This window comes from Actinocorallia sp. A-T 12471, assembly GCF_033875155.1.
Lineage (GTDB): Bacteria > Actinomycetota > Actinomycetes > Streptosporangiales > Streptosporangiaceae > Actinocorallia.
The window spans coordinates 1,084,782-1,097,768 of sequence record NZ_JAWZTE010000001.1 but is presented as its reverse complement, the minus strand read 5'-3'; the positions used below and the strand labels follow the sequence as shown (position 1 = coordinate 1,097,768).

Annotated in this window: 14 protein-coding genes; 1 reads left to right on the top strand and 13 read right to left on the bottom strand. The window is 70.1% G+C overall.

The annotated features are described in order from the left end of the window. Positions 1–138 precede the first annotated feature (138 nt). The 4 genes from dprA to R9X44_RS05085 form a co-directional block, all read right to left on the bottom strand. A complete protein-coding gene (dprA, locus tag R9X44_RS05100) occupies positions 139–1,266 on the bottom strand; it encodes a DNA-processing protein DprA (RefSeq protein WP_319812765.1) in 1,128 nt (375 codons plus the stop codon). A 673-nt stretch (positions 1,267–1,939) separates the two neighbouring features. Further along, complete coding sequence (locus R9X44_RS05095; RefSeq protein WP_319812764.1) at positions 1,940–3,487, bottom strand: YifB family Mg chelatase-like AAA ATPase; 1,548 nt, start codon at positions 3,485–3,487, stop codon at positions 1,940–1,942. Continuing rightward, on the bottom strand, positions 3,487–3,843 hold the full coding sequence (locus tag R9X44_RS05090; protein WP_319812763.1) for a YraN family protein: 357 nt from the start codon (positions 3,841–3,843) through the stop codon (positions 3,487–3,489). Before R9X44_RS05090 ends, R9X44_RS05095 begins: the two co-directional genes overlap by 1 nt. 151 nt (positions 3,844–3,994) lie before the next feature. Continuing rightward, entirely contained in the window at positions 3,995–4,303 is a 309-nt protein-coding gene (locus R9X44_RS05085; RefSeq protein ID WP_123662559.1) for a DUF2469 domain-containing protein, read from the bottom strand. Between the two features lie 487 nt (positions 4,304–4,790). On the opposite strand from R9X44_RS05085, the gene R9X44_RS05080 reads away from it, so the two are divergent. Continuing rightward, positions 4,791–5,705, top strand: a complete 915-nt coding sequence (locus R9X44_RS05080) for a hypothetical protein (protein WP_319812762.1) — start codon at positions 4,791–4,793, stop codon at positions 5,703–5,705. 121 nt (positions 5,706–5,826) lie between these two features. Here R9X44_RS05080 and R9X44_RS05075 read toward each other — a convergent pair whose 3' ends face one another. The 9 genes from R9X44_RS05075 to R9X44_RS05035 form a co-directional block, all read right to left on the bottom strand. Continuing rightward, positions 5,827–6,516 (bottom strand): ribonuclease HII, encoded by a 690-nt coding sequence (locus R9X44_RS05075; RefSeq protein WP_319812761.1) that lies wholly within the window; start codon positions 6,514–6,516, stop codon positions 5,827–5,829. Positions 6,517–6,602: 86 nt separating this feature from the next. After that, positions 6,603–7,454 carry a signal peptidase I gene (gene lepB, locus R9X44_RS05070; protein WP_319812760.1) on the bottom strand — a complete coding sequence of 284 codons (852 nt, stop codon included), beginning with the start codon at positions 7,452–7,454 and terminating at the stop codon, positions 6,603–6,605. A 177-nt stretch (positions 7,455–7,631) separates the two neighbouring features. Then, positions 7,632–7,985 (bottom strand): 50S ribosomal protein L19, encoded by a 354-nt coding sequence (rplS, locus tag R9X44_RS05065; protein ID WP_319812759.1) that lies wholly within the window; start codon positions 7,983–7,985, stop codon positions 7,632–7,634. Positions 7,986–8,177: 192 nt separating this feature from the next. Continuing rightward, on the bottom strand, positions 8,178–8,966 hold the full coding sequence (trmD, locus tag R9X44_RS05060) for a tRNA (guanosine(37)-N1)-methyltransferase TrmD (protein WP_319812758.1): 789 nt from the start codon (positions 8,964–8,966) through the stop codon (positions 8,178–8,180). 13 nt (positions 8,967–8,979) lie between these two features. Then, positions 8,980–9,480 carry a ribosome maturation factor RimM gene (rimM, locus tag R9X44_RS05055; RefSeq protein WP_319812757.1) on the bottom strand — a complete coding sequence of 167 codons (501 nt, stop codon included), beginning with the start codon at positions 9,478–9,480 and terminating at the stop codon, positions 8,980–8,982. Between the two features lie 3 nt (positions 9,481–9,483). Further along, entirely contained in the window at positions 9,484–9,726 is a 243-nt protein-coding gene (locus tag R9X44_RS05050) for an RNA-binding protein (protein WP_230612575.1), read from the bottom strand. Next, positions 9,727–10,161: a 30S ribosomal protein S16 gene (gene rpsP / locus R9X44_RS05045; RefSeq protein WP_319812756.1), complete on the bottom strand. Its 435-nt coding sequence runs from the start codon at positions 10,159–10,161 to the stop codon at positions 9,727–9,729. 397 nt (positions 10,162–10,558) lie between these two features. After that, positions 10,559–12,097, bottom strand: coding sequence for a signal recognition particle protein (ffh, locus tag R9X44_RS05040; RefSeq protein ID WP_319812755.1), 1,539 nt, complete (start codon positions 12,095–12,097; stop codon positions 10,559–10,561). A gap of 46 nt (positions 12,098–12,143) precedes the next feature. After that, a complete protein-coding gene (locus R9X44_RS05035; protein ID WP_319812754.1) occupies positions 12,144–12,971 on the bottom strand; it encodes a phosphate ABC transporter ATP-binding protein in 828 nt (275 codons plus the stop codon). Positions 12,972–12,987 lie beyond the last annotated feature (16 nt).

Below are 12,987 nucleotides of genomic sequence, written 5' to 3'. Positions count from 1 at the left end.
GGGTGGGGCCGAGGCCGAGGCCGAGGGCGGCGCGGGACCGGGGCGGGGGCGGGCGGGCCCGGGCGGGGGCCTGGGCGGGGGCCGGGGCGCTGAGCGTGGGGTTGGGTGGGGTCGGGGGCCGGGCAGGGGTGGGGTGGGTTAGGTGGGGGGGTTTAGGCGCCAGCCGGTGCGGGTTCGGGTGGTGAAGCCGGTGGCGGCGAGGAGGGCCAGGCGGCTGCGGGTGGTGGGGAGGTCCAGGGAGGCGGCTGCGGCTATGGCGTGGGTGGGGGTGCCTCGGGGGCCGGCGGGGATCGCTTCGAGGACCGCGCGGGTGTCGGGGTCCAGGTGGTCGCGGGGGAGGATGGGACGGCCGTCGGGGCGGTCGAGGCCCTCGCCGATCGGGCCTACCTCTTCCAGGACGTCGTCGACTCCGGTGACCAGCCTGGTATGCGGAGGGCTTGCCCGCAGGAGGTCGTGGCAGCCGCGCGACATCAGCGACGTCACCGGCCCCGGATAGGCCATCAGCTGACGGCCGAGCGACCTGGCGTGGTGCGCCGTGTTGAGCGCGCCGCTGCGCAGGTCGGCCTCCACCACGACGGTCCCCCTGGTCAGCGCCGCGATGACGCGGTTGCGCACAAGGAACCTCGGCCGCGTCGGGTGCGCCGTCGGCGGCCACTCGCTCACCAGAAGCCCCTTCGCCGCGATCTCGGCGAACAGCCCCTCATGACGCGGCGGATACGCGACGTCGACGCCGCTGGCGAGCACCGCGACGGTGTTCCCGTCCGCGGCCAGCGCCCCCCGGTGCGCCGCGCCGTCGATCCCGAGCGCACCGCCGCTCACGACGGTCCACCCCCGGTCGGAGAGCTCAGCCCCGAGATCGGCCGCCGCCCGTATCCCATACGGGGTCGCCGCCCTGGCCCCCACGACCGCGACCGACCTCAGGCACACCGCGCGCAGGTCAAGCTCGCCACGCACCCAGAGCAGCAGCGGCGCGGACTCCCCCAGCTGGTCGAGCGTCGAAGGCCACTCCGCGTCCCCTGGACAGACCACCCTCCCCCCGTACTGCGCGCAGATGAACAGCGCCCCCTCCAGATCGAACGCCCCCGCGCGCATCCCCCACCCGGTGACCTTCTTCTCCGTAGCCCCGCTCTCCCTGTGCACCCTTCCCCGCTGAATCGCCGCGACCGCCTCCACGGCCCCCAACGCCTTCACCATCCGCCACACGCTCACATCGCCCGGCTCACAGACCCCACTGAGCCAGACCCGAGCAACCCTCTCGTCCTCCATACCTTCCACTCCTCCCAAATCTCCAGCCAGCTTCCACACGACAACCCACCCCACCCACAAGCCCCCAGCCTCCCCAGCCAGGCACCCCCGCGCCCGCCCCTCCCACCCGAGCCACCGCACCAACACCCGTTCCACCCAAGCCACCCGCACGCTCCCATCGGAACGCACCCGCCCACAGCACGCTCCACCCCGCAGAGGCCACCAAGCACCCACACGCACCGCACACGGCACGCCGCACACGACACCCGCCGCACACGTGACCGGGCACGGTGGCGCGCGGACCCGCACAGGTCGTCGGCGCGCGCACGCGACGCGCACGCACACGCGCCCGTCCGCAGCACGCGCCGCCCCGCGCGGGCCACCGGGCGCACGCACGCGTGGCCGGATGTGGCACGCGCGACCCGTACAGGTCGCCGGGCGCATGCACGTGACGGGGACGGGCCCGTGACGGCCGTGGCCCGAGCTAGGGACGGGCACGTGTCGCTGGCGGGGACGCACTCGCACAGGCGCTAGGCGCGCAGTTCTGCGGGTGGGCCCGGGCAGTAAGGGTTTGTGAGGAGCCTCCTGGGGTTTGTTGGGGGCCCAGCGGACGGGGTGTGGGGGTCCGCTGGGCCTGGTGGGGGTGGGGCCGGGGTTGGGTTGGGGTGGGGGCGTTTCGGGGGTGGGTGGGGGGTTAGGTGGTGTGGCCCTGCCAGAAGGCGAGGGCTTCGGCGGTGTCCCAGGGGGCTGGGGAGTCGCGGCCCGCGAGGTCGGCGATGGTCCAGGCGGTGCGCAGGGCGCGGTCCATGCCTCGGGCGCTGAGGGAGCCGTCCTGGAGGGCTAGTTCCAGGGGGACCAGGGACTCCGGGGGCGGGGCGAAGCTGCGACGCAGCTCCGGGCCTGGGACCTCGCTGTTGGTGCGCCATGGCAGGCCCGCCATGCGTTTGAGCGCGCGTTCGCGTGCCTCCAGGACGCGGGCCGAGACCGTCGCGCTGGACTCGGCGGCCTCCAGGTCGTAGCGGAGCTCGGCGCGGGTGGCCGGGCTCAGCTCCAGCTTGAGGTCCACCCGGTCGAGGAGCGGGCCGGAGATGCGGGACAGGTAGCGCGAGCGGATCGCGGGAGTGCAGCGGCATTGCAGGACCTTCGCGGCGGCGCAGGGACAGGGATTGGCGGCCATCACCAGGGTGAACAGCGCGGGGAACTTGACGGTGAAAGCCGTACGGTCGATGCAGACCTCGCCCTGTTCCATGGGCTGCCGCATCGAGTCGAGCACCCCGCCTTGGAACTCTGGGGCCTCGTCCACGAACAGGACGCCCGCGTGGGCGAGGCTGATCGCGCCTGGCCGGACGCGGCGGCCCGAGCCGCCGCCGATCATCGCCGCGCGCGACGCGGTGTGGTGCGGCGCGTGGAACGGCGGATGGGCGACCAGCGGCTGGCCCGGCGGGAGGGTGCCCGCGACCGAGTGGATCGCGGTGACCTCAAGGGCGGTCTGCCGTTCCAGCGGCGGCAGCAGGCTGGGCAGCCGTTCGGCGAGCATGGTCTTGCCGCAGCCCGGTGGCCCGAGCAGGAACAGGTGGTGCCCGCCGGCCGCGCTGATCTCCAGCGCGCGCCTGCCCTCCGACTGCCCGCGCACGTCGGCGAGGTCGAGCGTCCCTCGACGGGTCCGCGCCGAATCCACCGGCGTGTAAGGCGGCGGCTCCGCTGGCCGTTCCGGCTCCTCAGGGACGGGTTCGCCGCGCAACTCGCACAGCAGCGCCCTGAGCGACGGCACCGCCAGCACCCGCACCCCCGGGACGAGTTCGGCCTCCTCCCGGTTGGCGAGCGGCACCACGACGGTGCGGAACCCCGCCTCAGCCGCCCCCAGGACCGCGGGAAGCGCCCCCCTGACGGCCCTGACGCGCCCGTCGAGCCCGAGTTCCCCGATCATGACCGGTTCCGCGCACGCCGCCACCGGCAGCACCCCCGCCGCGGCGAGGATCGCGACGGCGATGGCCAGATCGAACCCCGCGCCGGCCTTCGGCAGGTCGGCGGGTCCGAGCGCGACGGTCATGTGCCGGGTGGGCCAGTCCTCCCCCGAGTGCAGGATCGCCGCCCTGACGCGATCACGCGCCTCACTGAGCGCGGTATCAGGCAGCCCGACAAGATGCAGCCCAGGCGTTCCATTGGTGATCGCCGCCTCCACGTCGACCAGATGCCCGCGTACGCCGATGAGGCCGACGGAGCGGGTACGGGCGAGCGCCATCACGCCACCTCCCGCAAGTGCTCGACGGTGAAGCCCGCGGGCCCGCCGCCGACGAGGCCGATCAGGTCGATGCGGATGCCGGCCGCCCGGACGCCGTGTTCGCGGCTCCAGCGCAGCGCGAGTCGCCTTAAACGGCGTGCTTTCACGGGGGTCAGCGCCTCGGCGGGGTGGCCGAAGCCGACGTCTCTGCGGGTCTTGACCTCGCAGAAGACGTGGGTGCGCCCTTCCAGGGCGACTATGTCGAGCTCCCCTTCCGGGCACCGCCAGTTGCGGTCGAGCACCTGCCAGCCGAGCCGTCGCAGGTAGACGGTCGCGGCTTCCTCGCCGCGTCTGCCGAGTTCGTGGTTGGCGTTCATCGCCGATCACCTCCGCCCCCGACACTGCATCCACCCGACCGAACAAACCGGACCCGAATCAAATTCTGTGGATAACTTCAGCGAGGACGGCAGACAAAACGCCCGACAAAAGCGGACGAACCATGGCGATGAGGAGAAAGAAAAAAATTATCTAGTTCGGCAGTTGCAGATCGGGCTTGGCGAGTTCCTCGACGTTCACATCATGGAACGTGACGACCCTTACATTCTTCACAAACCGCGCCGGACGGTACATGTCCCAGACCCACGCGTCCTGCATGGTGACCTCGAAGTAGACCTCGCCGCCCTCCAGCGCCCGCACCTGGAGATCCACCGTGTTGGTCAGGTAGAACCGCCGTTCCGTCTCCACCACATAGGTGAACAGCCCGACGACGTCCCGGTATTCGCGATAGAGCTGCAGCTCCATCTCCGTCTCGTACTTCTCCAGGTCCTCAGCAGACATCGTCAGCCTCCTCGACACCCTGCAAGTGCCTCTCACCAGGCATTCCGCCTCCAAACCTGCGCTCCAGGGCCGCCGACTCCATGATCATCCGCTGACGGGCCCGCCAGCGACCACCACCTTCAGCCCTACCCCGAAGGCTAGTGGAGTCCTGTGGAGAAGGGCACAACATGATGGGCACGCCGGACCGCCGGACCGGCGACAACCGCTCAGAGCTGCTCACACGCAGGCCAACAGCCGAGGATCCCCCTCCGCGACGTCCCCACACTCAGCGTACGAACCGCCGAGAACACCCCCGGCGCGACCCCCAGCCCCCCGACAAGCCGGAAGATCGGCAGCCCTGCGGACCGGGCGAGGACCTGACCCCGTCGAAGCCCTGAGGCGATACGACATGACCGGAAGAGGACGCCGATTCGAAGATCCACCTCCCTCTCGCGGGTCGATGATCTTTCCTGCGGAACTTTATCGGATACATAGAAGGCAGTGGACATTGCTTCGTTTCTCCTCTCTCTTCTCGGTTGGCATCCTGTTCCTTTCCGTTGCGGCGTGCGGAGGGAGCGCGGACAAGCCTCAGACAGACCTGGAATCGGTCACGACGCCTCAGTCGGCTGCGGACTGGGCGCTTCCCCTGGATCGTTACATCGGAGGTTTCGACGAGCGCAAGACACTTTTCCAGGCTCTTGATCTCCTGGTCGGCGACTGTATGCGGGAGTACGGCGAATCGTGGACCAACACGACGATCAAGCCGACCGGCCTGGCGCGGGCACAGCAGCTGCTCGGCGCGTGGCGTGATGAGGCGAGCATCGAAAGGTACGGCTACCACCCCCCGGACGCCGAGCGGGAGGCCGCGGAGTTGGCGCTCGGGCCGCAGATGTTCGACCCTCCCGGTCCTGGCCTCACCGATGATCAGATGGCTGTGTTGACCACTGTGGATGGGGACTTGGGGTCGGGGAAACAAGGGCCCGAGGGGGGATGTGCGGGAGCGGCGTCGAAGAAACTCGGCTGGGGTGGCAAGCCCTATGACGTCTTCTCCCTCCCGGAGACCACCGAGGAGAACGCCCTCGCGCTGACGAAGGTAGACAGCCGTGTCCTCGCCGTCGAGGAGAACTGGGCGTCCTGCATGAAGGAAGCGGGGTTCGTCTATCGGAGTCCGGCGGAGGCGGAGGCGGACCCCCGCTGGTCGGGTGAGGGTTCCTCCGGTGAGCAGGGGTCTTCTGCGGAGTTCGCGACCGCCAAGGCCGATCACGCCTGCCAGGTCGAGGTGAACTACTCGGGGGTCCGGTTGGCCGTTCTGCGCGCCTATGAGGAACAGGGCATCGAGGAGAACGCGCCAGGGTTCGCGCAGTTCGAGTCGGACCTGAAGAAGCACCTGAAAAAGGCAGCAGAGATCGTCAGCCGGGGCTGAGCCCGGGTGGTGCATGCTCTTCGCCACCGACGCCTAGGGCATCCCCTTCGTTGCCAAGTGGGTCCACGTCGGCTGACCGTGGCAGGCACGTGCTGACCCCTCAGGGTCGGGGCGTGCCGGGTCACGGAGTCCGGCTCAGCCGCTCCTCACGCGGCCCCGTGCCGTCGCCCATGCGGGCGCGGACGTTGACGAAGGAGAAGCGGTGTTCCGGGCACGGGCCGTGGCCGGTGAGGGCGGCCATGTGCTCGGGGGTGCTGTAGCCCTTGTGCTCGTCGAAGCCGTACTGGGGATAGGTCTCGTGCAGGCCGCGCATGATCCGGTCCCTGGTGACCTTGGCGACGATGGACGCCGCGGCGATGCAGGCCACCGCGCGGTCCCCCTTGATCACCCGCAGGCTCGGCACCTCGAGGCCGGGCACCCCGAACCCGTCGCTCAGCACATATGACGGGTCCACCGGCAGCGCCCGGAGCGCCCGCCGCATCCCGGTGACGTTGCTGACGTGCAGCCCGACCCTGTCGATCTCCGTGCTCGGCACGACAAGCGCCGACCAGACGGCCCGCGCGACGATCTCCTCGTACAGCTCCTCGCGCCGCGGCTCGGTGAGCAGCTTGGAGTCCGCGAGGCCGGGGACCTTGAGCCCGTCGAGGATCACCGCGGCCACGACGAGCGGCCCGGCGCACGCGCCGCGGCCCGCCTCGTCCACTCCGGCGACGCGGGTGAAGCCGCCGTGCGCCAGGGCGCGCTCGTAGCCGTACATGCCGGCGTCCCGGCGCGGGGTGAACCGCAGGGGGCGGCGTGTCCCGGTGATCACGGGCGGTGCCGGTGAGAGCTCCTGTCCATATCCGGAACCTTACGCCCAGACGGGGACGACCACCCAACGCCCGCCGAGATCGCCCCTCAGTAGCGGCGCAGCAGGACCGGCGGCGACGCCACCGCGGCGAGCGGCGCGCTCCCCGATCCGCCCGCCCCCAGCGAGGGCTGCGCATAGGTGGCGGGGATCTCCAGGATCTTCCAGTTCCGCACCGGCCAGACCACCACGAACGCCCGCCCGATCACGCTGCTGACGGGGATCGTGCCCGCCCCCGGGTCGGCCTGGTGGCCGCGCGAGTCCCAGGACACCTCGCGGTGGTCGCCCATGACCCAGAGCCTTCCGGGCGGCACGACCACGTCGAACTTCTGGGACGACGGCACGTTCTGCTTACCGGTGGCCAGATCGGTGTACAGATAGGGCGTCTCGTCGAGCTTGACCCCGTTGACGGTGATCCGCCCGGTGGCCGCGTCACAGCAGACGACGTGGTCGCCCGGCACGCCCACGACCCGCTTGATGTAGTCCTTCTCCCCCGCGACGACCCCGAACGCCGTCCCCACGCCCCTCAGGACGCGCTGGACGGGATTGGTCGGCTCGGCCACGTCGACCTCGGGGTCCCAGCTCTCCAGGCCGCTGAAGACGACGATGTCGCCGCGCTCGACGTCGCGGAACTTGTACACGAGCTTGTTGACCAGGACCCGGTCGCCGATCTGGAGGGTCTCCTCCATGGACGACGACGGGATGTAGAACGCCTGCACGACAAAGGTCTTGATCACCAGGGCGAGGACCAGCGCCACCCCGATCAGCAGCGGCAGTTCCTTCCAGAAGGAACCCTGCTTCTTGTCCTTGCCTTCCTTGACGTTCTCGTCGCCGGAAGACTCCTCGGAGCCTCCGGTTCCCTCCCCCTCGTCGGCGCTGACGCCGTCGACATCGGAACGCACCGGTCTTCGATCCTCCCCGGACGCGCTCGGCCCTGGTTCTTCGTCGCTCATCAGGGACCGAGCCTAGCGCCGCCCGGTACGGCGGTCCCCGGGGACGGCCCCATGGGCAGGCCAAGAACGCCGAACGCCCGGCCCCAAAGAGGCCAGGCGTTCGGAAAGTCCCGTGGAGGGCGCGGACTAGAAGTCGCGCTTCTCCTTGATGCGGGCGGCCTTGCCGCGCAGGTTGCGCAGGTAGTACAGCTTGGCGCGCCGCACGTCGCCGCGGATGGTGACCTCGAGCTTCTCGATGGCCGGCAGGTTCAGCGGGAAGGTCCGCTCGACGCCGTAGCCGCCCTTGCTGACCTTGCGGACGGTGAAGGTCTCGCGCGCGCCGCCGCCCTGGCGGCGGATCACGACGCCCTCGAAGACCTGGATACGGCTGACCTTGCCCTCGGTGATGCGCACGTGCACCTTGACGGTGTCGCCGGGGCGGAAGCTCGGGAGGTCCGACCGCAGGGCGGCCTTCTCGATCTCCTGGATCAGGGTGTGCATGGAGTGTCCTTGCTTGGCTGGCCCGGACCGGAGAGGCCCCAGAGGTCAAGATGGGGGCGTCAGGCGCGGGGACGTGTGGGCGCGCGCGGAAGGCGCGCGACCGCTCTAGTCTGCCACAGGTTCGCGGTGCTCCTCCAAATCGGAGCGCTCCCGGCCCAGGTCAGGACTCGGCGGCGTCAGGACTGGGCGGCGTCAGGACTCGGCGGCGTGCCGGCCGGGGGTGGCCAGATCGCCATGGCCGAGCTCAGTGAGGAGCTTGCGGTCGTGCTTGTCCAGGGCCTTGGGGTCGAGGCGCGCGAGGAGGTCCGGCCGCAGGGCCGCGGTCCTGCGGAACGCCTCGTCGCGCCGCCAGCGCGCGATCTTCCCGTGGTGGCCCGACTTGAGGACGTCGGGCACCGCCCGCCCGCGCCAGACGGGCGGCTTGGTGTAGACGGGCCCTTCCACAAGGGTCTCCATCCGGCCGGGCGCGAAGGAGTCGTCGGAGACCGACTCGGCGTTGCCCAGCACGCCGGGCACGAGCCGGGAGACCGCCTCGACCATCACCAGGACGGCGACCTCTCCCCCGGCGAGCACGTAGTCGCCGATGCTGAGTTCGTGGACCTGCACGACGTCGCGGTAGTGGGCCATCACCCTTGAGTCGATGCCCTCGTAGCGCCCGCACGCGAACACAAGGTGCGGCGCGGAGGCGAGTTCACCAGCGACGGCCTGAGTGAACGGCCTGCCTGACGGGGTCGGGACGACGAGTCGGCTTTCGGGCGTGAGCACGTCGTCAAGGGCCTCGCCCCAGGGGTCGGGCTTCATGACCATGCCGGGGCCGCCGCCGTAAGGCGTGTCGTCCACGGTCCGGTGCCTGTCGTAGGCCCAGTCGCGCAGGTCGTGCACCCCGAACGACAGAAGCCCCTTGTCGGCGGCCTTGCCCAGCAGGGAGGCCGACAGGGGCGAGAAGTACTCGGGGAAGATCGTGATGACGTCGAAGCGCACAGAGAGGTCCGGTCTAGTCGAACAGCCCGCCGGGCGGGTCGACGACCAGGCGGCCGCCTTCGAGGTCGACCTCCGGGACGAGCGCCGCGACGAAAGGCACATAACGGTCACCGGCGGGGGTGTCCACCACAACGAGCACCTGCGCGTGGTGCAGGATCTCCGAGACCGTCCCGATCTCCTCGCCGGAGGTGGTGACGACCTTCAGCCCGATGAGCTGCTGGTCGTGGAAGTCGTCAGGATCTGACGAGGTGAGGATCTCCGCGGAGTCGATCACCAGATAGGTGCCGCGCAGCTCCTCGGCGCGGTCGCGGTCGGCGACGCCCGCGAAGCGGACGACGAGCCGTCCGCTGTGCCAGCGGGCCGTCGCGACGGTCAGCGGACCGGCCGACACGGGATCCGTGACGAGCGTCGCACCCGGCGCGAACCGGGCGTCGACGTCATCGGTGCGCACGTCGACGGTGACGTCGCCGCGGATCCCGTGCGGTTTGCCGATACGGCCCACTACCAACTGCACTGGTCAGCGGACCTCGTTGACGTCGAGCAGGTCCACCCGGACATAACGGCCGCCCGACAGGGCGCCCATGACCGTGCGGAGGGCCTTCGCGGTACGACCGCTCCGGCCGATGACCTTGCCGAGGTCCTCGGGGTGCACACGCACCTCGAGAACCCGGCCACCGCGGATCCGCTTGGCGCCCACCTGCACCTCGTCGGGGTGATCGACGATGCCGCGGACCAGGTGCTCGAGCGCTTCTTCGAGCACTTAGACCTCGCTCGGGGCTTCGGTCTCGGTGGACTCTTCCTTGGCCTCGGCCTTCTTCTTGGCCTTCGGCGTGGTGGCCGCGCCCTCGAGGTTCGCGGCCTCCTTGGCGGCGGCGGCGAACAGCTCGCCCTTGTCGGCCTTGGCCTCGGCGGTCTTCAGCGTGCCCTCGGCGCCGGGAAGGCCCTTGAACTTCTGCCAGTCGCCGGTGACCTTGAGCAGCTTCTCGACGGACTCGGTCGGCTGCGCGCCGACGCCCAGCCAGTACTGCACCCGCTCGGACGAGACCTCGATCAGCGAGGGCTCCTCCTTCGGGTGGTACTTGCCGATCTCCTCGATCGCACGACCGTCCCGCTTGGTGCGGGCGTCGGCGACGACGATGCGGTACTGGGCGCCGCGGATCTTACCGAGACGCTTGAGCTTGATCTTGACAGCCACGGGTGTGGTAACTCCGGTTTCAGTAACAGGAGAGAGACGACCGCAAGGGTGGGGACCAACGCGGCGCCGCTCAGATGGACTCCGGCCGCCAGAGCGAGAGAGGGCGCCTAACAAACCGGGTTTCCAGCACCCCATTCTGCCAGACGCCCGTGACTGCTCGTTCACACCACGCTCTGTTTTTTTGCCCGCCCTCCGGCCCTGGGGGCCTACGGGCGGGCTGGTGATCGGGCGCTTTGCGATCCTGGGCTGCCCCTCCGGCCCTGGGGGGCCTCCGGGGCAGCCCAGGGCGCCCGATCACGTGACTCGCCGCGCCTGACGGCGCTCCCTTAAATCCCCAGGTCATGGGGCCGCGCCTAGCGGCGCTCCGCTGGCTCGATTGGAGGGTCGGTGGGCTGGGTCAGTCGTTCTTCTTTTTGAAGTCGCCGAGGTCGGGCATTTGGAAGCCCGGGGGGAGTTGGGTGGGGAGGCCGCCGCCGAAGGCGGGGGGGAGGGCTCCCTGCTCGGGGCTGTCGGGCTTGGCGGCGGGGCCGAGGGCGCGCTTGCGGGGGTCGCCGGAGACGCGCTTGCCCTTCTTCTGCTTGGTCTGCTTGGCGGCCTTACCGCGGCGGGTGCCCGGCATGCCGGGGATGCCCATGCCGCCGGCCATGGCCTTCATCATCTTCTGCGCCTGGAAGAACCGGGTGACGAGCGAGTTCACCTCGCCGACCGTCGTACCCGAGCCCCTGGCGATGCGGGAGCGGCGGGACCCGTTGATGATCTTCGGCTCGGCGCGCTCGCCCGGCGTCATCGAGCGGATGATCGCCGCGACGCGGTCGAGGTCGCGGTCGTCGATCTGGTCGATCTGCTGCCGCATCTGTCCCATGCCGGGCAGCATGCCGAGAAGGTTCCCGATCGGGCCCATCTTCTGGATCATCATCATCTGCTGGAGGAAGTCATCCAGCGTGAAGTCCTCGCCCGAGGCCAGCTTCCCGGCCATCCGGGTCGCCTCCTCCTCGTCGAACTGGCGCTGCGCCTGCTCGATGAGGGTGAGGATGTCGCCCATGTCCAGGATGCGGCCTGCCATCCGGTCGGGGTGGAAGACGTCGAAGTCCTCGAGCTTCTCCCCGGTGGAGGCGAACATGATGGGACGGCCGGTGATCTGCCTGATCGACAGGGCCGCGCCGCCGCGCGCGTCGCCGTCGAGCTTGGTGAGGACGACGCCGTCGAAGCCGACGCCGTCCATGAACGCCTGCGCGGTGTTGACCGCGTCCTGGCCGACCATGGCGTCCACGACGAACAGGACCTCGTCCGGCTGGGTGCTCTGCCGGATGTCGATGGCCTGCTGCATCATCTCGGTGTCGATGCCGAGACGGCCCGCGGTGTCGATGAGGACCACGTCATGCTGGGCGCGCTTGGCCTCGATGATCGAGGACTGCGCGACGCGCACGGGGTCGCCGACGCCGTTGCCGGGCTCGGGCGCGAAGACCGGCACCCCGGCCCGCTCGCCCATGACCTGGAGCTGCTGGACGGCATTGGGACGCTGGAGGTCGGCGGCCACAAGGAGGGGCGTGTGGCCCTCTTCCTTCAGCCAGCGCGCGAGCTTGCCGGCCAGCGTCGTCTTACCGGCGCCCTGGAGGCCCGCCAGCATGATCACCGTCGGCGCGGTCTTGGCGAAGCGGATCCTGCGGGTCTCGCCGCCGAGGATCTCGATCAGCTCGTCGTTGACGATCTTGACGACCTGCTGCGCCGGGTTCAGCGCCTTGGAGACCTCGGCCCCCCGCGCGCGCTCCTTGACCTTCTCGACGAACTCCTTGACCACGGGAAGCGCGACGTCCGCCTCGAGGAGCGCGACCCTGATCTCCCGCGCGGTGGCGTTGATGTCGGACTCCGACAACCTGCCCTTGCCGCGCAGGTTGGTGAAGACCGAAGTCAGCCGATCGGAGAGATTCTCGAACACGGTCCGTCCTAGCTTGACGCGGGGAAAAGGAACGCGAACAGCCTACCTATCCGAAGCGGCCGTTCACGTAGTCGGCGGTGCGGGGGTCCGCGGGGTTGTCGAAGATCTCCGACGTGTCGCCAGATTCCACGATACGCCCGGGGGCGTCCTGTTCGGCGAGAAAGAACGCGCAGGTGTCGGACACGCGCTGCGCCTGCTGCATGTTGTGGGTGACGATGACGATCGTGACCTCGGCGGCGAGCTCGCCGATCGTCTCCTCGATCCTGCGGGTGGAGGTGGGGTCGAGCGCCGAGCACGGCTCGTCCATGAGCAGCACCTCGGGCGAGACCGCGAGGGACCTGGCGATGCACAGGCGCTGCTGCTGGCCGCCGGACAGCGCGCCGCCGGGGGCGCGGAGCCGCTTCTCGACCTCCTTCCACAGGCCCGCGCGGCGCAGGCACTGCTCGACGAGGGCGTCCTTGTCGGCGACCTTCATCCCTGAGAGCTTGAGCCCGGACGTCACGTTGTCGTAGATCGACATCGTGGGGAACGGGTTGGGCTTCTGGAAGACCATGCCGACGCGGCGGCGCACCTCGGTGATGCGGCGTCCCGGCGCGTAGATGTCGACGCCGTCGAGCGCGACCTCGCCCGCGAGCGACGCCGACGGGATCATCTCGTGCATCCGGTTGAGTATCCGGAGGAACGTGGACTTCCCGCAGCCGGACGGGCCGATCAGCGCCGTCACCCTGCCGGGTTCCATCGCGAGGTCGACCCGGTCGAGCACCTTGCGCTCGCCGAACCACGCGGACACGCCGGTGGCGACGAGTCCGCCCCCGGCGCGCGGCACCGGCGCGCCGAGGTTCAGCACGGTGTCGATCAGCGTGTTGTCAGTCATGTCGGTCATGTCAGGC

What these genes read in the sequence shown, in the direction of transcription:
- R9X44_RS05085 (WP_123662559.1), bottom strand. Translation starts at nt 4,303, where the DNA reads ATGTCTGCTGAGGACCTGGAGAAGTACGAGACGGAGATGGAGCTGCAG.
- R9X44_RS05095 (WP_319812764.1), bottom strand. Translation starts at nt 3,487, where the DNA reads ATGGCGCTCGCCCGTACCCGCTCCGTCGGCCTCATCGGCGTACGCGGG.
- dprA (WP_319812765.1), bottom strand. Translation starts at nt 1,266, where the DNA reads ATGGAGGACGAGAGGGTTGCTCGGGTCTGGCTCAGTGGGGTCTGTGAG.
- rplS (WP_319812759.1), bottom strand. Translation starts at nt 7,985, where the DNA reads ATGCACACCCTGATCCAGGAGATCGAGAAGGCCGCCCTGCGGTCGGAC.
- R9X44_RS05035 (WP_319812754.1), bottom strand. Translation starts at nt 12,971, where the DNA reads ATGACTGACAACACGCTGATCGACACCGTGCTGAACCTCGGCGCGCCG.
- R9X44_RS05090 (WP_319812763.1), bottom strand. Translation starts at nt 3,843, where the DNA reads ATGAACGCCAACCACGAACTCGGCAGACGCGGCGAGGAAGCCGCGACC.